Annotated in this window: 18 protein-coding genes; 5 read left to right on the top strand and 13 right to left on the bottom strand. The window is 69.1% G+C overall.

What is annotated here, in order from left to right:
- Nucleotides 1-16: 16 nt before the first annotated feature.
- A complete protein-coding gene (locus tag RTK35_RS02320; RefSeq protein WP_316907277.1) occupies nt 17-3,148 on the top strand; it encodes an efflux RND transporter permease subunit in 3,132 nt (1,043 codons plus the stop codon).
- A gap of 5 nt (nt 3,149-3,153) precedes the next feature.
- On the top strand, nt 3,154-4,566 hold the full coding sequence (locus RTK35_RS02315) for an efflux transporter outer membrane subunit (RefSeq protein ID WP_316907276.1): 1,413 nt from the start codon (nt 3,154-3,156) through the stop codon (nt 4,564-4,566).
- Nucleotides 4,567-4,682: 116 nt separating this feature from the next.
- Here the strand turns inward: RTK35_RS02315 and RTK35_RS02310 are convergent, their stop codons facing one another.
- Nucleotides 4,683-5,444: an EAL domain-containing protein gene (locus tag RTK35_RS02310; RefSeq protein ID WP_142009947.1), complete on the bottom strand. Its 762-nt coding sequence runs from the start codon at nt 5,442-5,444 to the stop codon at nt 4,683-4,685.
- 150 nt (nt 5,445-5,594) lie between these two features.
- Between RTK35_RS02310 and RTK35_RS02305 the strand changes: the two genes are divergently transcribed.
- Complete coding sequence (locus RTK35_RS02305; protein ID WP_182852505.1) at nt 5,595-5,927, top strand: four-helix bundle copper-binding protein; 333 nt, start codon at nt 5,595-5,597, stop codon at nt 5,925-5,927.
- Here the strand turns inward: RTK35_RS02305 and RTK35_RS02300 are convergent, their stop codons facing one another.
- Nucleotides 5,928-7,049 (bottom strand): lactonase family protein, encoded by a 1,122-nt coding sequence (locus RTK35_RS02300; RefSeq protein WP_316907275.1) that lies wholly within the window; start codon nt 7,047-7,049, stop codon nt 5,928-5,930.
- Between the two features lie 2 nt (nt 7,050-7,051).
- On the bottom strand, nt 7,052-9,424 hold the full coding sequence (locus tag RTK35_RS02295) for a glucose/quinate/shikimate family membrane-bound PQQ-dependent dehydrogenase (protein WP_316907274.1): 2,373 nt from the start codon (nt 9,422-9,424) through the stop codon (nt 7,052-7,054).
- Nucleotides 9,425-9,612: 188 nt separating this feature from the next.
- Between RTK35_RS02295 and RTK35_RS02290 the strand changes: the two genes are divergently transcribed.
- Nucleotides 9,613-10,017 carry a hypothetical protein gene (locus tag RTK35_RS02290; RefSeq protein ID WP_074972655.1) on the top strand — a complete coding sequence of 135 codons (405 nt, stop codon included), beginning with the start codon at nt 9,613-9,615 and terminating at the stop codon, nt 10,015-10,017.
- A gap of 3 nt (nt 10,018-10,020) precedes the next feature.
- On the opposite strand, the gene RTK35_RS02285 is transcribed toward RTK35_RS02290, so the two are convergent.
- Nucleotides 10,021-10,272 carry a hypothetical protein gene (locus RTK35_RS02285; RefSeq protein WP_044406468.1) on the bottom strand — a complete coding sequence of 84 codons (252 nt, stop codon included), beginning with the start codon at nt 10,270-10,272 and terminating at the stop codon, nt 10,021-10,023.
- A gap of 167 nt (nt 10,273-10,439) precedes the next feature.
- On the opposite strand from RTK35_RS02285, the gene RTK35_RS02280 reads away from it, so the two are divergent.
- A complete protein-coding gene (locus RTK35_RS02280; RefSeq protein ID WP_316907273.1) occupies nt 10,440-11,135 on the top strand; it encodes a dual specificity protein phosphatase family protein in 696 nt (231 codons plus the stop codon).
- Between the two features lie 3 nt (nt 11,136-11,138).
- Here RTK35_RS02280 and RTK35_RS02275 read toward each other — a convergent pair whose 3' ends face one another.
- From RTK35_RS02275 to RTK35_RS02235, 9 genes are all read right to left on the bottom strand, one after another.
- Entirely contained in the window at nt 11,139-11,780 is a 642-nt protein-coding gene (locus RTK35_RS02275; protein ID WP_282885721.1) for a response regulator, read from the bottom strand.
- A gap of 167 nt (nt 11,781-11,947) precedes the next feature.
- Nucleotides 11,948-13,030 carry a chemotaxis response regulator protein-glutamate methylesterase gene (locus RTK35_RS02270; RefSeq protein ID WP_316907272.1) on the bottom strand — a complete coding sequence of 361 codons (1,083 nt, stop codon included), beginning with the start codon at nt 13,028-13,030 and terminating at the stop codon, nt 11,948-11,950.
- A 23-nt stretch (nt 13,031-13,053) separates the two neighbouring features.
- On the bottom strand, nt 13,054-13,863 hold the full coding sequence (locus RTK35_RS02265) for a CheR family methyltransferase (RefSeq protein WP_172433404.1): 810 nt from the start codon (nt 13,861-13,863) through the stop codon (nt 13,054-13,056).
- A complete protein-coding gene (locus RTK35_RS02260) occupies nt 13,863-14,372 on the bottom strand; it encodes a chemotaxis protein CheW (RefSeq protein ID WP_316907271.1) in 510 nt (169 codons plus the stop codon). The genes RTK35_RS02265 and RTK35_RS02260 overlap by 1 nt, the downstream gene beginning before the upstream one ends.
- Before the next feature lie 10 nt (nt 14,373-14,382).
- Nucleotides 14,383-16,032, bottom strand: coding sequence for a methyl-accepting chemotaxis protein (locus tag RTK35_RS02255; protein ID WP_316907270.1), 1,650 nt, complete (start codon nt 16,030-16,032; stop codon nt 14,383-14,385).
- A gap of 12 nt (nt 16,033-16,044) precedes the next feature.
- Nucleotides 16,045-18,255: a chemotaxis protein CheA gene (locus RTK35_RS02250; protein ID WP_316907269.1), complete on the bottom strand. Its 2,211-nt coding sequence runs from the start codon at nt 18,253-18,255 to the stop codon at nt 16,045-16,047.
- A 12-nt stretch (nt 18,256-18,267) separates the two neighbouring features.
- Nucleotides 18,268-18,585, bottom strand: a complete 318-nt coding sequence (locus tag RTK35_RS02245; protein WP_316907268.1) for an STAS domain-containing protein — start codon at nt 18,583-18,585, stop codon at nt 18,268-18,270.
- 1 nt (nt 18,586) lies between these two features.
- Nucleotides 18,587-18,952 (bottom strand): response regulator, encoded by a 366-nt coding sequence (locus RTK35_RS02240; RefSeq protein ID WP_044406509.1) that lies wholly within the window; start codon nt 18,950-18,952, stop codon nt 18,587-18,589.
- 14 nt (nt 18,953-18,966) lie between these two features.
- Complete coding sequence (locus tag RTK35_RS02235) at nt 18,967-19,704, bottom strand: methyl-accepting chemotaxis protein (protein ID WP_410478626.1); 738 nt, start codon at nt 19,702-19,704, stop codon at nt 18,967-18,969.
- Nucleotides 19,705-19,869: the final 165 nt, after the last annotated feature.

Below are 19,869 nucleotides of genomic sequence, written 5' to 3'. Positions count from 1 at the left end.
TCGCGAGGATCATTGAATGTCGCAGTTCTTCATCAATCGGCCCAAGTTCGCCTGGGTGGTGGCGCTGTTCATCTCCCTGGCCGGCCTGCTGGCCATCCCGGCCCTGCCGGTGGCGCAGTACCCCAGCGTCGCGCCGCCGCAGATCTCCATCGGCGCCACCTACCCGGGGGCTTCCGCCCAGGTGCTGGTGGACTCGGTCACCAGCGTGATCGAAGAGGAGCTCAATGGTGCAAGGGACCTGCTGTACTTCGAGTCCACCAGCAACTCCAACGGCAGCGCCGAGGTGACGGTGACCTTCCAGCCGGGCACCGACCCGCAGCTGGCCCAGGTGGATGTGCAGAACCGCCTGAAGAAGGCCGAGGCGCGCTTGCCCCAGGCGGTGCTCACCCAGGGTGTGCAGGTGGAACAGGCCAGTGCCGGCTTCCTGCTGATCTACGCGCTGAACTACAAGCCCGGTGCCGAGCATGCCGACACCACGGCGCTGGGCGACTATGCCGCGCGCCACATCAACAACGAACTGCGCCGGGTGCCCGGGGTGGGCAAGCTGCAGTTCTTCTCCTCCGAGGCCGCCATGCGGGTCTGGGTCGACCCGCAGAAGCTGGTGGGCTACGGGCTCTCCATCGACGACGTCGGCAGCGCCATCCGTGGGCAGAACGTGCAGGTGCCGGCAGGCGCCTTCGGCAGTTCCCCGGGCAGCACCGAGCAGGAGCTGACCGCCACCCTGGCGGTGAAGGGCACCCTGGACGATCCCCAGGCCTTCGGGCGCATCATGCTGCGGGCCAATGCCGACGGCTCCCGCGTCACCCTGGCGGACGTCGCACGGATCGAGGTGGGCAGCGAGAACTACAACTTCGCCGCGCGCCTGAACGGCAAGCCGGCGGTGGCCGGCGCCATCCAGTTGGCCCCGGGTGCCAACGCCATCCAGACCGCCGAGGCCGTCAGGCAGCGGCTGGCCGAGCTCTCGGCGAACTTCCCCGATGACGTCGAGTATTCGGTGCCCTACGACACCTCGCGCTTCGTCGACGTGGCCATCGAGAAGGTGATCCACACCCTGCTGGAAGCCATGGTGCTGGTGTTCCTGGTGATGTTCCTGTTCTTGCAGAACGTGCGCTACACGCTGATCCCGTCCATCGTGGTGCCGGTGTGCCTGCTGGGCACCCTGGCGATCATGTACGGGCTGGGGTTCTCGGTGAACATGATGACCATGTTCGGCATGGTGCTGGCCATCGGCATCCTGGTGGACGACGCCATCGTGGTGGTGGAGAACGTCGAGCGGATCATGGCCGAGGAAGGCCTGCCCCCGGTGGCGGCCACGGTGAAGGCGATGCAGCAGGTGTCCGGCGCCATCGTCGGCATCACCCTGGTGCTGGCGGCGGTGTTCCTGCCCCTGGCCTTCATGGGGGGCTCGGTGGGGGTGATCTACCAGCAGTTCTCCCTCTCGCTGGCGGTGTCGATCCTCTTCTCCGGCTTCCTGGCGCTGACCTTCACTCCGGCGTTGTGCGCCACGCTGCTCAAGCCCATCGAAGGTGGTCACCACCAGAAGCGCGGTTTCTTCGGCGCCTTCAACCGCTTCTTCACCGCGCTCACCGAGCGCTACACGCTGCTCAACCACAGGCTGGTGCGCCGTGCGGGCCGCTTCATGCTGGTCTACCTCGGCCTCGTCGCCGTGCTCGGCTACAGCTATGTGCGCCTGCCGGAGGCCTTCGTGCCGGCGGAGGACCTGGGCTACAACATCGTCGACGTGCAGCTCCCTCCGGGGGCCACCCGCGCCCGTACCGACGCCACCGCCCAGCAGCTGGAGGCCTTCCTGCAGTCCCGCGAGGCGATTGCCAACAGCTTCCTGGTGATGGGCTTCAGCTTCTCCGGCCAGGGGGAGAACGCCGCGCTGGCATTCCCCACCTTCAAGGACTGGTCCCAGCGCGGGCCCGAGCAGTCCGCCGAGGCGGAGACCGCCGCCGTCAACGCCCGTTTCGCCGCCCCCGAGGACGGCAGCGTGATGGCGGTGATGCCGCCACCCATCGACGGCCTGGGCAACTCCGGCGGTTTCGCCCTGCGCCTGCAGGACCGCGCCGGCCTCGGCCGCGAGGCCCTGCTGGCCGCCCGTGACCAGTTGCTCGGCGAGGCCAACGGCAACCCCAAGATCCTCTACGCGATGATGGAAGGCCTGGCCGAGGCGCCCCAGCTGCGCCTGGACATCGACCGCGAGAAGGCCCGCGCCCACGGGGTCAGCTTCGAGGCGATCAACAGCACCCTGTCCACCGCCTTCGGTTCGGCGGTGATCAACGACTTCTCCAACAGCGGTCGCCAGCAACGCGTGGTGGTGCAGGCGGAGCAGGGCGCGCGGATGACCCCGGAAAGCGTGCTGCGCCTGTTCGTCCCCAACGACCGGGGCGAGCAGGTGCCGCTGGCCACCTTCGTCACCCCGCGCTGGGAAGAGGGGCCGGTGCAGATCGTGCGCTACAACGGCTACCCCAGCATCCGCATCGCTGGCGACGCCAGGTACGGCGTCAGCTCCGGCGAGGCCATGGCCGAGATGGAGCGCCTGGCTTCGCGCCTGCCCGAGGGCATCGGCTACCAGTGGACCGGGCTCTCCTACCAGGAGCAGGTCGCCAGCGGCCAGGCGACCCAGCTGTTCGCCCTTGCCATCCTGGTGGTGTTCCTGCTGCTGGTGGCGCTGTACGAGAGCTGGTCGATCCCCTTCACGGTGATGCTCATCGTGCCCATCGGCGCCCTGGGCGCGGTGCTGGCGGTGATCGTCGCCGGCCTGGCCAACGATGTGTATTTCAAGGTGGGGCTGATCACCATCATCGGCCTCGCGGCGAAGAACGCGATCCTCATCGTCGAGTTCGCCAAGGAACTGTGGGAGCAGGGCCGCAGCCTGGGCGAGGCGGCCATCGAAGCCGCGCGCCTGCGCTTCCGGCCCATCGTCATGACCTCCCTGGCGTTCATCCTCGGCGTGGTGCCGCTGACCCTGGCCACCGGCGCCGGGGCAGCGAGCCAGCGCGCCATCGGTACCGGCGTGATCGGCGGCATGCTCGGCGCCACGCTGCTGGGGGTGGTGTTCGTGCCCGTCTGCTTCGTCTGGGTGCTGTCGCTGCTGCGCAGCCGGCCGGCCCCCGTTGCCCAACCCGTCCCGGCCCAGGAGTGATTGCCGTGCGTACCCCTGTTTTCATCGCATCGACCCTGCTGGCCCTCGCCCTGGGCGGCTGCTCCCTCGCACCCAGCTACCAGCGCCCCGAGGCGCCGGTGGCGGGCGCCTGGAGCGGTGCCACGGCGTCCCCGTCCACCGTGGAGCGGGTGGACGGCCAGGGCTTCATCACCGACCCCGAACTGCGTCGCCTGGTGGGCATCGCCCTGCACAACAACCGCTCGCTGCGCCAGACCCTGCTGGACATCGAGCAGGCCCGCGCCCAGTACCGCATCCAGCGCGCCGACCGGGTGCCCGGCCTGGGCGCCACGGCCTCGGGCAATCGCCAGCGGGTGCCGGGGGATCTTTCCAGCAGTGGTACCTCATCGGTCAGCCACAGCTACCAGGTGGGCCTGGCGGTGCCGGAGTACGAGCTGGACCTGTTCGGCCGGGTCGCCAGCCTCAGCGAATCGGCGCTGGAGCAGTACCTCGCCACCGAAGCCGCCGGCCGCGCTGCACGGGTGGCGCTGGTGGCCGAGGTGTCCCAGGCCTACCTCACCTATGACGGTGCGGTGCGCCGGCTGGAGCTGACCCGGCGGACCCTGGCCAGCCGCGAGGCCTCCTTCGCCCTGACCGAGCGGCGGCGCCAGGCCGGCACCGCCACCGCCCTGGACTTTCAGGAGGCCCGGGGCCTGGTGGAGCAGTCCAATGCCGAGCTGGAGCGCATCGAGCGCGAACGGCGCCAGGCCTTCAATGCCCTGGTGCTGCTGCTGGGCACCGCCGAGGCCGTCCGGGACGTCCCCGAGCCGCTGCCGGAGGCCGCCCGGGTGCTGCAGGACATCGCCCCCGGCACGCCGTCGGCGCTGATCGAGCGCCGCCCCGACATCCTCGCTGCCGAGCACCGCCTCAAGGCGCGCAATGCCGACATCGGTGCCGCGCGGGCGGCGTTCTTCCCGCGCATCAGCCTCACCGGCAGCCTCGGCACCTCCAGCGCCGAGCTGTCCGGCCTGTTCGACGGCGGCTCGCGTAGCTGGAGCTTCGTGCCGACCCTGACGCTGCCGCTGTTCGACGCCGGCCGCAACCGCGCCAACCTCGACCTGGCCGAGGTGCGCAAGGAGTCAGCCGTGGCTGCCTACGAGGCCAGCGTGCAGGTGGCATTCCGCGAAGTGGCCGACGCCCTGGTCGCCAACGATACCCTGCGCCGCGAAGAGGCCGCCCGCAGCGCCCTGGCCGACACCAGCCGGGAAACCCTCAAGCTGGCCCGTGCGCGCTACGAGGGTGGGGTGGACAGCCACCTGCGCTACCTGGACGCTGAGCGCACCAGCTTCGGCAACGAACTGGCCCTGATCGAAACCCGCACCCAGCGGCAACTGGCCCTGGTGGACCTGTTCCGTGCCCTGGGGGGTAGCTGGTCGGAGGAAACGCCGGTGGTGCGATGAACCCTTGCCGAACCTGCCCACGCCCTCCCGGGGTGGGTTCGACGACCCCACCGGCGAGGCTCCTTTCGCCGTGTGGCCTTCCAGCGCCCTACGGGGCGCTTTTTTTGCGCAGGGGGTCAGGCCGCCGGCCACCTCACCTCCGGCAACTGCTCGAACGCTGGTCGGGCGAACAGGAAGCCCTGGTAGAGGTGAACACCCAACGCCCGGAGCTTGGCCAGCTCCTCGTCGGTCTCCACCCCCTCGGCGATGACCTCGATGGATAGTGCCTGGCAGACGCCGAGAATGCCCCGGACGATGGCCTCGCGTACCGGGTCCTGGTCGATGTTGCGGATCAGCGCCATGTCCAGCTTGATGATGTCCGGCTGGAACTCGGCCAGCAGGTTGAGGCCGGAATAGCCGGCGCCGAAGTCGTCGATGGCGGTCTTGAAGCCCTGCTTGCGGTACTCGGCGATGATGCTTTTCAGGTGGGCCTTGTCCACCAGCTCCTCGCCCTCGGTGATCTCGAAGATCAGCCGGCTGGTGGGGAAGCCGAAGCGGCGTGCGGCCTCAAGGGTGGCGCGGATGCAGGTGGCAGCCTGGTAAACAGCATTGGGCAGGAAGTTGATGCTGACGAAGCAGGGCACGTCCAGGCGCGCGGCCAGCTCCACCGCCTTCACCCGGCAGGCCTGGTCGAAGGCGTAGCGATTGGCGTCGGTGACCCGCTCCAGCACGCTGCCCGCGCCCTGGCCGTCGAGCCCGCGCACCAGGGCTTCGTAGGCGAACAGGCTGCCGTCGCGCAGGTCCACGATGGGCTGGAACGCCATGCTGAAGTCGAAGTCGAGTGCGTTGCCGTCACGGCAGTGGGCGCAGGGGCTTGGGCGGTCGGTCGGGGTGTCCATGCAGGCTCTCCAGAAGGGAAGCGAAGTGTGAATCCCATCACGTCTGAATGCTAGACGTCCCTGGCCCTGCGTGGCGTGACAGCCGGTCGGCCGACGGGAACCCGGGAGTGTTGCAGCCACCGAACCTGTATCGAACCCAGGAGAATGCCCATGGAAACACCACGCGAAGCCTGTCTTGAAGCCTGCCGGGCCTGCATCGAGGCCTGTTCCCGGCTGGTCAGCGAAAGCCGCCTGGACGAAAGCGGCGAGGACCTCGAACGCTGCGTCGAACTGGGCCGCGAATGCGCGGACACCTGCCTGGTGATGACCGAGCTGGTGTCGGCGGAGAGCCCCCAGGCGGCGCCGTTCGGCCACTTCTGCGCGACGCTGTGCCGGCTCTGCGCCCAGGAGTGCCAGCGCCATGACCCGGATTGGTGCCTGGCCTGTGCCGATGCCTGCGAGGCCTGTGCCCGGCTGTGCGGCAGCGTGGCCCGCGCCGCCTGATCAGGGCAGGAAGCGCAAGGTGGCCGGCGCCGGTGTCTGCAGTTCCTGCACCACATCCTGCAGGCGGCCGCTGGCCGGGTCGCGGCGCAGGACGGTGATGCGGTCGCTGCGCTGGTTGGCCACCAGCAGGAAGTGTCCGTCGGGGGAGAGGGTGAACTCCCTCGGCTCTTCGCCGCCGCTGTCGTGGCGCTGGAGCTCGTCCAGGCCGCCATCCTCGCGCACCCGGTAGGTCACGATCTGGTTGTGTAGCCCGCGCCGGGCCACGTAGAGGAAGCGCCCATCCTGCGACAGGTGCAGGGCCCCCAGGCGGTTGTCGCCTGCAGCCGGTGCGGGGTCGAGGTCCACCTGCCCACGGTAGGTGAGCCGTGTGCCCTGGCGCTCCAGCAGGGCGACCTGGTTGCCGAGTTCCAGGCTGAGGTAGCCGTGCCGGCCACGGGCGTCGAACACCAGGTGGCGCGGGCCGCTGCCTGTCGGTACGGCCAGGTAGGGGGGATCGGCAGGCGTCAGCGTCGGGCCCTTCGCGGTGCTTCGGTAGTCGAAGGCATACACCCGGTCCGCCCCCAGGTCGGTGACCAGCAGCTGCCGGTCGATGGCCACGGCGGCATGCAGGTGGGAGGAACCCTGGCGCAGCGAGCCCGGTTGCTCGAAGGGCTGGTGCCAGCGCTGTCGCACCGGGCCCAGGCGGCCGGTATCCGATACCGGCAGCAACGACAGGCTGCCGCCGGGCCGGGGTTCGGTGGCGTAGTGGGCGACGAACAGGGCACGGCCATCCTCGCTGAGGCTGGCGTAGGTGGGCTCGGCGCCGCCACTGTCGACGCTGTCGAGCACCGTCAGCTCGCTCCGGGCGCCGATGCCCAGGCTGCTCACGCGCCCCTGGGGTTGCTCGTCGACGGCGAACAGCAGGGGCCGGCCAGGGTCGACCACCAGCCAGGTGGCATTGGCCAGGGGCAGGCGCTGCGCCGGGCTCGCCTCCAGACGGCCCGACTGGGGATCGAAGGCATAGCGCAGCAGGCCCGGGCAGGTGGGGCCGCTGCAGCCCACCACGAGTTGCAGCGGGGCGGGCGGCCGTAGCGTGCAGCCCGTGAGCAAGGCCAGGGCCGCGAGGCCGAGCAGGCGCCCCATGGTCAACGCCGGGGCAGGGCGAAGGCCAGCACGTAGTCGCCCTGGCGGGTGTGCAGCGAGCCGTGGCCGCCGGCCACCACCAGCACGTACTGGCGTCCGTCCTTGCCGGTGTAGGTCATGGGGGTGGCCTGGCCGCCGGCGGGCAGGCGGCCTTGCCACAGCTGCTCCCCGGTGCGCAGGTCGTAGGCCCGCAGGTACTGGTCGAGGGTGCCGGCAAGGAAGGCGACACCCCCGGCGGTGACGATGGGCCCGCCCAGGCTGGGCACGCCCATGGGCAAGGGCAACGGCAGCGGGGAGCTGTCGCGCACGGTGCCGTTCTTGTGCTTCCAGGCGATCTCCAGGGTGGTCAGGTCCAGCCCGGCCACGTAGCCCCAGGGCGGGCTCTGGCAGGGCAGGCCGAGGGGCGAGAGCAGGGGCGCCAGCACGGCGCCGAAGGGCGCGCCGGTGTTGGGTTGCACGCCTTCGATCTCGCTCTTGCGCGCCGGCTCGTCCCGGGCGTGCTCGGCGGGGATCAGCCGGGAGGTGAAGGCCATGTAGTTGGGGTTAAGGAAGGCGACCTGGCGCACCGGGTCGACGGCGATCCCGCCCCAGTCGAGCACGCCGAAATTGCCCGGATAGACCAGGCTGCCCTGCTCGGAGGGCGGGGTGTAGATGCCCTCGTAGCGCAGGGAGCGGAACTGGATGCGGCAGAGCATCTGGTCGAACGGTGTGCCGCCCCACATGTCCCGCTCGCGCAGGGGCGGCGGCATCAGGTTGAGGGCCGACATGGGCTGGGTGGGGGCAGTGAAGTCGCCCTTGGCGGCGCCCTGGGGCACCGGGGTTTCCTTCACCGGGACGATGGGCTGGCCGGTGCGCCGGTCGAGCACGTAGAGGCTGCCCTGCTTGGTGGAGGCGATCAGCGCTGGGCGCGGGGCGTCACCGGGCTTTTGCCCCGGCAGGTCCACCAGGGTCGGTTGGCCGCCGACGTCCATGTCCCAGAGGTCGTGGTGGGTCATCTGGAAGGTCCAGCGCACTTTGCCGGTGGCGATCTCCAGGGCGGTGACGCCGGCGCTGTAGGTCTCGGAGGCCGGGGTGCGGCGGCCGCCCCACTGGTCCGGCGTCTGGTTGCCCATGGGCAGGTAGAGCAGGCCCAGTTCCTCGTCCAGGCTCATGACCGACCACATGTTCGGCGAGTTGCGGGTGTAGGTGCGGCCCTCGGCCAGCGGCGCGGTGTCGTCGGGGCGGCCCGGGTCCCAGTTCCACACCAGGTGGCCGTCGCGCACGTCGTAGGCGCGGATCACGCCAGAGGGTTCGTCCTCGGAGACGTTGTCGGTCACGTGCCCGCCGATGATCACCAGGTCGCGGCTGACGCCGGGCGGCGAGGTGGAGTAGTAGCCGCCGGGCGTGAAGCTGCCGATGCCTCGGGTGAGGTCGATGGAGCCCTTGTCGCCGAAGTCCTCGCAGGGCTTGCCGTCGTCGGCGTCCAGGGCCATCAGGCGGGTGTCGGCGGTGGGCAGGAACAGCCGGCGTTCGCAGCGCTGGCCGCTGCCGGGCGTGTCCTGCTGGTGGTAGGCGACGCCGCGACAGGTCATGTGGGCCCAGCCCTTGAAGCTGTCGGCGTCCTGGGTGCTGATCTTCGGATCGAAGCGCCAGATCTCCCGGCCGCTGTCCGGGTCGAGGGCGATCACCTGGCTGTGGGGCGTGCACACGTAGAGCAGGCCGTTGGCCTTTAGCGGGGTGTTCTCGGCGGTGGTCTCCTGCGGGTCGTCGGGGCCGGGCAGGTCTCCGGTGCGGTAGCTCCAGGCCAGCTCCAGCTGGTCGACGTTCTCCGGGGTGATCTGGTCCAGGGGCGAATATCGGTCGCCGGCGTTGCTGCGCCCGTAGGCCTGCCAGTCTCCGGCGGGCTGGGCAGGTGGCGTCGTCGGGGCGCTGGCCGGCGCCGCGCGGTCGATCATGCCGGGGAAGCGATGCGGCTCGGTGAATTGCGCGGCCAGCGCCGTGCCCCCGGCCAGCACCAGGGCCACCAGCAGGGCGTTGGCCGGCAGGCGCCCGGCATCCGCCAGGCTGTTGCGCACCCAGGGCAACCAGAGCACCAGGCCGACGACGAACCACAGCGCCAGGCGCGGCACCAGTTGCCACCAGTCAAGGTGCACTTCCCACCAGGCCCATACAGTGGAGCCCGCCAGCACAGCGGCGAATACCAGCAGCGCCTGGCCACGATGGGTGAGCAGCAGCAGGGCGCTGGCGCCCACGCCGAGCCCGGCCAGCAGGTAGTACCAGGAGCCGCCGAGGCCGATGAGCTGGCCGCCACCCACCACCAGCGCAATGGCCATGGCCAGCAGGGCGACGCCCAGAATACGAGGGAGCAGGGCATTGCGAGCGTGGGGGGTGTGCATGGGGCCTCCGTTTCATCGACGGGGCCCGGCCGGGCTGCCGGGCGGTGATGAAAGATCGAACCCCGGAGGCGGGATTGGTTCAGGCCGGTTGAGCAGAAGGGGCCCGCAAGCGGGCGGCACATATATTTACTGAACCGGGGAGGGCGCTGCGCCTCTCACCCAGGTAGGGACCTCACGAGGGGCACATCATGGACACGATCTTCGCATTCCTGCTGGGGCTGTTCGGCGCGGGCGACAACGCCGCCGAGGCCCAGGCAACCCCGAGCCTGCCGGCGCCCATCAGCGAGCAGCAATGGCGGGCCGACTACAACCGCGCGCTGACCCTGCCGGCGATCCGTTATTCCTCGTCGAACCAGGTGACCATCATCAAGAACGAGCGCGACGGCACCGTGTACCTGTTCACCACCCAGCGCCACCCGGCACACCCGGCGGTGATCGAGCGGCGCCTGGTGGACGGCCTGCGCTACCGCAGCAGCGGTCGCTACGCCGGCGATGGCGAGGCCTATGCGGCGTGGCTGGAGAAGTACCGGCGTTTCGACGACCGCCCCTACACCTCGATGTCGCTCAACACCGAACTGTCAGCGGTGGAGTAGGGCTCAACCCTGGCGGAAGGCGACGCCACGGCGGGTGAGTGTGATGGCCCGGGCGTCGGCCAGCAGAAGACCCTGGGCATCGCAGGACTCGGACCAGTCGAGCTGGGCGCAGATCAGGCCGAGTTCGTTGAGATCGCGCAGGCCGATCAGCACCCGCTGGGGGTCGCCGTCGAGGTGGCGGGCATCGCGAGGGTGTTCCTCGCTGAGTTGGTCGATCAGGGCACGCAGGAGCTGGGTACGGCTTTGTATATCCATGGACTGATAGGGCGCAGTCGGATTTATGCGTAGGGATTCTAGACCAGCCACCCCCCTCCGTGGCACCCATCGGTCCGCAGGTGGGTCAACGTTTTTTTCACGATCTTTTGATGGGCGCTTTACGGCCCATTGGCCAGTCTGTGGGCGACCTGAACGAGGAAGCGCCCATGTCCCGAGGCCCCCACTTCTCCCTCACCTTCGCCGCCGTGGCAGCGCTCCTGCTGCTCTGCGTCACCGCCGCCCAGGCCCGTACGCTATCCCTGGAGACCCCCGGCAGCCCGATCCCCGGCCCCACCTGGGCCACCCCGGTGAACCCGGCGATCAACCTCTACCGCATGACCCCGACCCTCTACCGCAGCGCGTTGCCGAGCCGTGGCGACCTGCCCCAGCTCAACGGCCTGGGGGTGCGCACGGTGATCAGCTTCATCAAGGACGACGACCGCGAATGGCTGGGCGACAGCCCGGTGGAGCGGGTGAGCATCCCGCTGCACGCCGACCGGGTCAGCGATGACGATGTGCTGCAGGTGATGCGCGTGGTGCAGCAGGCCGAAGGCCGTGGCCCGGTGCTGATGCACTGCAAGCACGGGCGTGACCGCACCGGGCTGATGGCGGCCATGTACCGCATCCTGCTGCAGGGCTGGAGCCGCGACCAGGCGCTGGAAGAGATGCGTGCCGGCGGCTTCGGCGACCCGATGGACATGGAGGATGCGATTGCCTACGTGAACCGCGCCGACATCGACGGCCTGCGCCAGGCGCTCTCCAGCGGTGCCTGCAGCACCCGCGCCCTGGCCACCTGCCAGGTGGGGCAGTGGTGGCGGCAGACCTTCGGGCTCGCCCGGGAAGACGCCACCACCGTTCAGTGATCCTCAGTCGTCCGGGCGGATGATGCCCTTGCGCACCGCGTAGAGGACCAGCCCGGGCACGTCGTGGATGTCCAGGCGCTTCATGATCTGCGCCCGGTGCGCCTCCACCGTCTTCACGCTCAGGCCCAGCCCGTCGGCGATGGCCCGGGTCGAGGCGCCCCGGCAGATCAGCCGGAGGATCTCCACCTGGCGCTGTGTCAGCTCGGCGTCCACTTCGTCGTGGGTCGCCAGGGCCTGTTCGATCACCGGTTGCGCCACGGCGGAACTCAGGTAGCACTGGCCCCGGTCCACGGCCTTCAGGGCCATGTGCAGTTCGGACATGGCCGCATCCTTGAGCAGGTAACCGCAGGCGCCCTTCTTCAGGGCGGACAGCACCAGCTCCGCCTCGGCGTGCATCGAGAGCATCAACACGCGGGATTCCGGCACCTGGTGGCCCAGGCGCTGCAGGGCTTCGAGGCCGTCGAGGCCCTGCATGGAGATGTCCAGGAGGATGATGTCGGGTCGCAGCCGCTCGGCCATGGCGACGGCCTGTTCGCCATCCTCCGCTTCGCCGACGACTTCGTAGCCTTCCAGTTCGTTGACCATGGCGCGGACACCCACGCGGATCAGGGCGTGGTCGTCGGCCAATAGCAGTCGACAGGTCATGGGCGCTCCTTGCTCATTGCGAGACTCGGGTACTCCAGACGTGCGGCGTGCCCTGAAAAAGGGCAGACCGTACAGCTACGGAGTAGCACCGTTCGCAAAAGTTCGCCTCTTTGGTCCGGACGAACGGTAGCAACCGGCCATCATCGATGGCCGGGGAGCGGAAGGCCCTAGCGTGCGCTTTCGTGAGCGCGGGCGCTGGGCTGGCCGCGGGCGTACTGCACGATCACTTCCGACAGACGGCCGAGCGGCTCCGTCACCTGGGCCGCGCCCATGCGCAGCGCCTCCTTGGGCATGCCGAACACCACGCAACTGGCCTCGTCCTGGGCCACGGTGCGGGCGCCGGCTTCGCGCATGGCCAGCAGGCCACGAGCGCCGTCGTCGCCCATGCCGGTCATGATCACGCCCATGGCGTTGTGCCCGGCGTGGCGCGCCACCGAGCGGAACAGCACGTCCACCGAAGGTCGGTGGCGGTTCACCGGCGGGCCGTCGAGCACCTCCACCAGGTACTGGGCACCGCTGCGCTTGAGCTGCATGTGCTTGCCCCCGGGGGCCACCAGCGCCAGCCCCGGGCGCACCCGATCCATGTGTTTTGCCTCCCGCACGTCGATGGCGCAGATGCTGTCCAGACGCTGGGCGAAGGCGGCGGTGAATTTCTCCGGCATGTGCTGGACGATGACGATCCCCGGGCAGTCCACCGGCAGTTGGCGCAGCACCACTTCCAGGGCCTGGGTGCCTCCGGTGGAGGTGCCCAGTGCCACCACCCGGTCGGTGGTGGACAGGGCGGTGGGGCGGGGAGCGGGCGCCTCCCTGGGAGGGGCGGCGGCCGGCACGGCGGTGCTGGGCATGGCATGCGGGCGGCTGCGGGCGGCGGCCTCGATCTGCCGGATCAACTCGCCGGACATCTGCTGCAGGCTGTCCTTCAGCCCCTGCCGGGCCTTGGTGAACACCCCCACGGCACCGGCGGCGAGGGCGTCCAGGGTCACCGCCGCGCCTTTCTCGGTCAGGGTCGAGCAGATGATCGCCGGGGTCGGGCGCTCGGCCATGATCTTGCGCAGGAAGGTGATGCCGTCCATGCGCGGCATCTCCACGTCCAGCACCAGCACGTCGGGCCATTGCTTGCGCATCTTGTCCAGGGCGAACAACGGGTCGGCGGCCTGGCCGATCACCTGGATGCCAGGGTGGCTGTCGAGGCAAGCGGTGAGCACCTGGCGCACCAGGGCCGAGTCATCGACGATGAAAACCTTGATCATGGCGGCGTTCCCCCTGGCCGGATTCATGTGCGTTGGTAGACCGAGGGGCGGACCGCCCGCAGCGGCAGCTTGAAGCCGTGCAGGCTTTCGGCGTGGCCGATGAAGAACAGGCCCTCCGGACGCAAGCGCTCCACCAGCCGCTCGACGATGCCGCGCTTCTCGTCCTGGCCGAAGTAGATCAGCACGTTGCGCAGGAAGATCACGTCGAAGGGGCCGATCTCCCGGGGGATCGGCCGGGTCAGGTTGAGCTCGGCGAACATCACCCGATGACGCAGCGCCTGGCTGATGCGGAACAGCCCGGCGCTTTCCTCCACGCCGCGCAGGCAGTGGCGCTGCAGCCAGCCGGGGGGGAAGTGCTCGGCCTGCTCCATGGGGTAGGTGGCGCTGCGGGCCTTTTCCAGCATGCGCAGGCTGAGGTCGCTGGCGAAGATGGACCAGTCCTTGGTCCGGGCATGTTCGGCGAGGGTCATCGCCATGCTGAAGGCCTCCTGGCCGGATGAGCTGGCCGCACTCCACAGGTGCAGCGGCTTGCGCTGGTGGGCGGCCCATTCGCCGAGCATCTTGAAGTGCTGCGGCTCGCGGAAGAAATAGGTCTCGTTGGTGGTCAGCAGGTCCACCACCAGGCGTCGCTCGTCCTGGTTGGCGGGGTCGCCGAGCAGGCGCAGGTAATCGGTGAAGGTGCCCGCGCCCACCGCCCGCAGCCGGCCCATCAGGCGGCCGGCCATGAGGATGCGCTTCTGGTCGGTCATGTGGATGCCCGAAGCCTCCAGCATCAGCTGTTGCAACTGCCGGAAGTCGGCGTCGCTGAGCTTGGGCAGGTGCTGGTGGGGCATCAGCCGGCCTGCTGGGCGAGGCTCAACTGGCGGATGTCCTCCAGCGACAGCACGCGCCGCACGTCGAGAATGATGGTGAAGCCGCGCTCGTCCCGCGCCATCCCGGCGATGAAGTCGGTGCGTATGCCAGCGCCGAAGGGGGGCGCCTGCTCCACCTGGTCGGGCTCGATGTCCAGCACCGCGTCCACCGCGTCCACCACCAGGCCGATGCGCTGGTGCTGTTCGTCCAGGTCCAGCTCGATGATGACGATGCAGGTGCGCTTGTTCGGCACGCTCAGGTTCTGGCCGAAGCGCGCTGCCAGGTCCATCACCGGCACCACGTTGCCGCGCAGGTTGATCACCCCGTGGATGAAGACCGGCATCATCGGCACGGTGGTGACCTGGCCGTATTCGATGATCTCCCGCACCAGGTCGATGGGCAGCGCGTAGCGCGCGTCACGCACCCGGAACGACAGGTGCTGCACGCTTTCCTCCGCCTCGCTGGCCAGGACTGCCTGGAGTTCGCTCATGCCGTCCCCCTTAGTTGAAGTTCACGAAGTGGCCTTCGTCGGCCACCGGCTGGGGCTTGCGGGCCACGGCAGTGGTCGGCCGGCGCAATTCGCGCACGGCGGCGGCAGGGCGCTCGGCCCGTGTCGGCGCCGCGGACCGTGCAGCGTTGGCTTCGAGGCGGAAGTAGTTGATCAGCTCCAGCAACTGCCCGGCCTGGGCGTTCATCTCTTCGGCGGTGGCGGCCAGCTCCTCGGAGGCGGAGGCGTTCTGCTGGGTGATCTGGTTCATCTGGCCCATGGCGATGTTGATCTGCGACGCGCCGGTGCTCTGCTCGCGGGAGGCGGCGGTGATCTCCTGCACCAGGTCGGAGGTCTTCTGGATGTTCGGCACGATCTCGTCCAGCAGGTGCCCGGCCTGCTCGGCCAGTTGCACGCTGTTGCTGGCCACGCCGCCGATCTCCTGGGCGGCCACCTGGCTGCGTTCGGCGAGCTTGCGCACTTCGGCGGCGACCACCGCGAAGCCCTTGCCGTGGTCGCCGGCGCGGGCGGCCTCGATGGCGGCATTGAGGGCCAGCAGATTGGTCTGGTAGGCGATGTCGTCGATGATGCCGATCTTGTTGGCGATCTGTTTCATCGCCTGAACCATCTCGCCCACCGCCTGGCCACCCTGCACGGCGTCGTTGGCGGCCTTGCCGGCGATGCCGTCGGTGATCTGCGCGCTCTCGGTGTTCTGCGCGATGGAGGCGGACATCTGCTCCACCGAGGCCGTGGTTTCCTCGACGCTGGCGGCCTGTTCGGTGGCGGCCTGGCTGAGGGACTGGGAGGTGGCACTGACTTCCTCGGAGGCCGAGGACAGCGAGTCGGCGGCGCTGCGCACGTCGCTGATGACGGTGCGCAGGCGCTCGGTCATGTGCTGCATGGAGGCCAGCAGGCGGCCGGTCTCGTCGCGGCTGTCCACCTCGATCTCGGTGGACAGGTCACCCTCGGCCAGGTTGTCGGCCACCGCCACCGCGCGGTTCAGCGGGCGGGTGATGGAGCGGGTGACGAAGATGCCGATGGCGAAGCCGATCACGGCGGCGATGACCATCAGGACGATCAGCTGGGTGCGCGAACCGAGGTAGATCTCGGTGATGGTGTCGTTGGCCTCCTTGGCGCGGGCGTCCTTTTGGTCGACCAGGTCAGTGAGCAGCTTGTCCGCCGTATTGCCGTGCTGGCGCAGCTCGGGCATCAGCGCGGTCAGCTCGGTGGCCTCCGCCAACGGCGCATTGCGGTTCAGGGCCAGCATGCGCCGCACCACATCCTCGTACTCGTTCAGGCTTGCCTCCATCTGCGCCAGCTTGGCGATGGACTGCTCGCTCTTGAAGCTGTCGCGGGCCTTGTCGAGGTTCTGGTGCAGGCTTTTCAGCGAGCTTTCCACCTGGTCAGCGGTGCGCTGGCGGTCGTCCTGGGTGGTGGCCAGCAGGTTGCTGCGCAAGTGACGGCCTGTGTAGATGAGGTCCATGTTGGCTTTCATCATGGTCTTCAGCGCGCCGACCTCGCCGAGGTACATCTTGTCAGTGAGGTCGTTGACCTTGGACAGGTTGACGATACCCAGCCCACCCACCGCGGCGGTGAGCAGCACCACCAGGGAGAAGCCGGCGATCAGCCGGACCCCGATTTTCATGTTGCGGACGAATTGCATGGTGAGGCTCTCCTACTGGCCCGCGAGATCGGGCCGTGCTGGTACGGGATGGGCGAGGGTGCGCGGTTCTGCGTCCGCGTTCTGTTGCAGGTGCTGGAGCAGGCTGGCGATGTCGAGGATCAGCGCCACCTGGCCGGAGCCGAGGATGGTGGAGCCGCTGATACCGCGAAGGTGTTCGAAGAGCAGGCCGAGGGGCTTGATCACCGTCTGCAACTCGCCGTGCAGCTCGTCGACGATCAGCCCGGCCTGGCGCCGCCCGAGGCTGACCACCACGATGTTGCGGCGACCGTGGGGGCTGCTGGGCAGGTCGAAGTGGGCGGCCAGGTCGATACAGGGCAGCGGGCGGCCGCGCAGTTCGATGTGGCCGTAGGCACGGCGGCCGAGGCGCGTCTCGTCCAGCTCCAGGCATTCGGTGACCAGGTTCAGCGGCACCACGAAATGCTCGCCGCCCAGGCTAACGAGGAAGCCGTCGATGATGGCCAGGGTCAGCGGCAGGCGGATGCGGAAGACGCAGCCCTGGCCGGGGCGTGAGTCGATCTCGATGCTGCCGCGCAGGGCCTCGATGGCGCTGCGCACCACGTCCATGCCGACCCCCCGGCCGGAGAGGTCGGAGACGTTGTCGGCGGTGGAGAAGCCGGCGGCGAAGATCAGCCGCTGCACCTCGTGTTCCGGCGGGTTGGCTTGCGGCTCCAGCAGGCCGCGCTCGATGGCCTTCTCGCGGATGCGCGCGGTGTTCAGTCCGCGCCCGTCGTCACTGACCTCGATGACGATCATCCCGGACTCGTGGAAGGCGTTCAGGCCCAGGTGACCCTCGGCGCTCTTGCCGGCGGCCAGGCGCTGTTCGGCGGGTTCGATGCCGTGGTCGATGGCGTTGCGCACCAGGTGGGTGAGGGGGTCGGCGAGCTTGTCGATCACCGTCTTGTCCAGCTCGGTATCGGCGCCGCGGATCTCCAGGCGGATGTCCTTGCCCAGTTGCTGGCTGACGTCGCGCACCACCCGATGGAAACGGTTGAAGGTGTCGCCGATCTCGATCATGCGCAGCTTCAGGGCCGCCTCGCGGATCTGCTCCACGCGCTGGTTCACCGTCTGGGCGCTCTCCTGGCACTGCGGGTTGCCATGTTCCTGGGCCTGCATGCGGGCGGCGGCGGCGCTGATCACCAGCTCGCCCACCAGGTTGATCAGTTCGTCGAGCTTGTGGGCTGCCACCTTCACCAGGGTGCTTTCGGTATTCGGCGCGCGGCGCTCGCCGTCGCGGCGGGTCTTCTGCTGGCGGGCGAGGGCGGCGTCCACCGCCTGGGGCGCCACCAGGCCCTGTTCCACCAGCACCGCGCCCAGGGGCGGTTTCTCCGCCGGGGCGCTGGCCTGGACGGCGAGGCCCTGCTGCAGTTCGTGTTCGGTGAGCAGGCCGGCGGCGACGAGGATGCCGCCGATGCGCTCGTCGGCTTCCGGCAGGGCCTGGATCAGCCGCAGGCAATCGTCCAGGGTGCTGGCCGGCGGCAGCATGCGCAGGGTGCAGAAGTCGCGGATGAACTCGAAGACGTCCTCGATCTCGGCCTTGCTCGCCGGGGTGTCCAGGTCGATCTCCAGGCCCAGGTAGCAGGTTTCCGGGTCCATCTCGGCGAAGGGCGGCAGGTTGTCGTCGAGCACTTCCAGGCTGGTGACCGTGCCCAGGCGCCCCAGGTACTGGATGAACGACATGGGGTCGAAGCCGTTGCGCAGCAGGTCGCCGTCGAAGCGCAGCGACAGGTGCCAGGCGCCGCTGCCGCGCTCTTCCTGGGCGGCTGCCGGCGCTTCGTGCGTCTCGGGTGCGGTGGCCAGGGGCTCGCCCAGGTGCGCCGCCAGGGCGGCCAGCAGCTCGGCCTGGTGCGCTTCGTCCACCGGCAACTCGCCGGTCTCCGCGTCGATCAGGGCGATCATCGAGACGATCTCGTCGAGGCAGCGCAGCATCAGCGAGACCAGCGACGGCTCCAGGCGGCGCTGGCCGTCGCGCACCGCCATCAGCAGGTTTTCCAGGTGGTGGGTGAAGCTGGCCAGCGGGGTCAGGGAGAACAGTCCGGCCGAGCCCTTGAGGGTGTGCATGGCGCGGAACAGGCCGTTGATGGCTTCGGCGTCGTCGGGCTGCTGGTCCAGCTGCAGCAGGTATTCCTCGGCCTGCTGGCTGAGGTCGCGGGCTTCCTCGATGAACCCCTGCAGCAGCTGGCTCCACTGGTCTCCGTTGAGCATGGCGGTCTCCGCTCAGGCCGTGGGTGCGGCGGCGGCCGGGAGCAGGTGCTCCAGGCGCAGCAGGGTGATGAGTTCCAGGGGGCCGCCCTGGATGCCTTCCATGACCAGCATGGCGCCATTGCCGAGCACCTGCCGGCGCAGCGCCAGGAGCAGTTGCAGGCCGGCGCTGTCGAGGTCTTCCAGGGCATGCAGGTCCAGCCGCCAGGGCTGGTCGGCCGCCTGCTCGGCCAGCCGCGCGGTCAGCTCGGCGTGGGCGTCGGCCACCTCGTAGATGGTCAGCCTGCCCTCCAGCTCGAGGTGCCCCGGGGCTTTCACATGGACCGTGAGCATCTCAACCCACCAGCTTCTCGACGGCGGCCAGCAGCTGTTGCGGCTGGAACGGCTTGACGATCCAGGCACGGGCGCCGGCGGCCTGGCCTTCGGCTTTCTTCGCCTGCTCGCTCTCGGTGGTGAGCATGACGATGGGGGTGAAGCGGTAGTCCTTGCTGTTCTTGATCTCCTTCACCAGGCTGATGCCGTCCAGGTTGGGCATGTTCACGTCGCTGATGATGAGGTTGATCTTCTGCCCGTTGAGCTTGGTCAGGGCGTCGCGGCCGTCGACGGCTTCGATGACCTGGTGGCCGGCGCCGCCCAGGGTCATCTTCACCAGCTGTCGCATCGAGGATGAGTCGTCGACGATGAGGATGGTCTTGCTCATGTGTGGCTCCCGGATCAGAAAAAGGTGACTTCGTTGTCGGCCGGCTTGGCGCGCCGGCCGGTGCGTTCTTCGTCGGTGGTGAACTGCCGGCGCAGCTCGGCCAGCCAGCGATGGGGCTCGCCGAGGATCGGGTCCTGGCTCTGCACGGCGTGGCGCAGGCGCTCGATGTCGTGCTGCAGGTGGTCGAGCATCTGGTCGGTGCGGTCCTGGAACTGCATGCCGACGATGATCTGCTGGATGTCGCCCTGGGTGGTGCGGGCGTCCTGTTGTAGGGCGATGGCGCTCTCGGCCAGTTCGTCGAGGTTGGCGCCCAGGTCCTTCATGATTTCCCCGGCCACCTGGTCCAGGTAGCGCAGGTTGTTTTCCTCGCTGCTGGACAGCTCGGCGGCGGCGTTGACCGTGCCGCGGATGGCCTGGTTGATCTCGCCGACCTTCTCCACCATGCGCTGGCCGGTCTCGGCGGAGAGGCTGGAGAGCTTGCGCACCTCGTCGGCCACCACCGAGAAGCCACGCCCGTAGTCACCGGCGCGAGCGGCCTCGATGGCGGCGTTGAGGGCCAGCAGGTTGGTCTGGCTGGCGATGTCCTGGACGTGCTTGGACATGCTCTGCAGCTCGGTGGCGTAGCTGTCCAGGTGGCCGATGGTGTTAAGCAGTTCGGTCTTGCGATCGGCGGATTTGTGGAAGGCGGTGGTGACCTCGTCCAGGCGCTGCTGGGCATGGCGCAGGTTGTCGGCGACGCCGGAGCCGCCCACCACGTTCTCCGAGCGCTGCAGCGTCTGGTCCAGGCGCTGGGCGAGGCTGGAGAAGTGCTGGAACAGCTGGCCGATGTTGCTGGACACCAGTTCGCGCACCTGGCTGAGGTTCTGCCCCCAGGCCGGCAGCACGCTGGTCAGCAGCGGCACGCAATCGGCCTGCAC

The organism is Pseudomonas sp. zfem003 (assembly GCF_032621675.1).
Lineage (GTDB): Bacteria > Pseudomonadota > Gammaproteobacteria > Pseudomonadales > Pseudomonadaceae > Metapseudomonas > Metapseudomonas otitidis.
The sequence above is the reverse complement of the archived record's forward strand: the minus strand, read 5'-3'. Positions and strand labels throughout refer to the sequence as shown.

Excerpts from the sequence above, each read along its gene's own strand:
- RTK35_RS02320 (WP_316907277.1), top strand. The coding sequence starts at position 17 with ATGTCGCAGTTCTTCATCAATCGGCCCAAGTTCGCCTGGGTGGTGGCG.
- RTK35_RS02310 (WP_142009947.1), bottom strand. The coding sequence starts at position 5,444 with ATGGACACCCCGACCGACCGCCCAAGCCCCTGCGCCCACTGCCGTGAC.
- RTK35_RS02305 (WP_182852505.1), top strand. The coding sequence starts at position 5,595 with ATGGAAACACCACGCGAAGCCTGTCTTGAAGCCTGCCGGGCCTGCATC.
- RTK35_RS02300 (WP_316907275.1), bottom strand. The coding sequence starts at position 7,049 with ATGGGGCGCCTGCTCGGCCTCGCGGCCCTGGCCTTGCTCACGGGCTGC.
- RTK35_RS02295 (WP_316907274.1), bottom strand. The coding sequence starts at position 9,424 with ATGCACACCCCCCACGCTCGCAATGCCCTGCTCCCTCGTATTCTGGGC.
- RTK35_RS02290 (WP_074972655.1), top strand. The coding sequence starts at position 9,613 with ATGGACACGATCTTCGCATTCCTGCTGGGGCTGTTCGGCGCGGGCGAC.
- RTK35_RS02285 (WP_044406468.1), bottom strand. The coding sequence starts at position 10,272 with ATGGATATACAAAGCCGTACCCAGCTCCTGCGTGCCCTGATCGACCAA.
- RTK35_RS02280 (WP_316907273.1), top strand. The coding sequence starts at position 10,440 with ATGTCCCGAGGCCCCCACTTCTCCCTCACCTTCGCCGCCGTGGCAGCG.
- RTK35_RS02275 (WP_282885721.1), bottom strand. The coding sequence starts at position 11,780 with ATGACCTGTCGACTGCTATTGGCCGACGACCACGCCCTGATCCGCGTG.
- RTK35_RS02270 (WP_316907272.1), bottom strand. The coding sequence starts at position 13,030 with ATGATCAAGGTTTTCATCGTCGATGACTCGGCCCTGGTGCGCCAGGTG.
- RTK35_RS02265 (WP_172433404.1), bottom strand. The coding sequence starts at position 13,863 with ATGCCCCACCAGCACCTGCCCAAGCTCAGCGACGCCGACTTCCGGCAG.
- RTK35_RS02260 (WP_316907271.1), bottom strand. The coding sequence starts at position 14,372 with ATGAGCGAACTCCAGGCAGTCCTGGCCAGCGAGGCGGAGGAAAGCGTG.
- RTK35_RS02255 (WP_316907270.1), bottom strand. The coding sequence starts at position 16,032 with ATGCAATTCGTCCGCAACATGAAAATCGGGGTCCGGCTGATCGCCGGC.
- RTK35_RS02250 (WP_316907269.1), bottom strand. The coding sequence starts at position 18,255 with ATGCTCAACGGAGACCAGTGGAGCCAGCTGCTGCAGGGGTTCATCGAG.
- RTK35_RS02245 (WP_316907268.1), bottom strand. The coding sequence starts at position 18,585 with ATGCTCACGGTCCATGTGAAAGCCCCGGGGCACCTCGAGCTGGAGGGC.
- RTK35_RS02240 (WP_044406509.1), bottom strand. The coding sequence starts at position 18,952 with ATGAGCAAGACCATCCTCATCGTCGACGACTCATCCTCGATGCGACAG.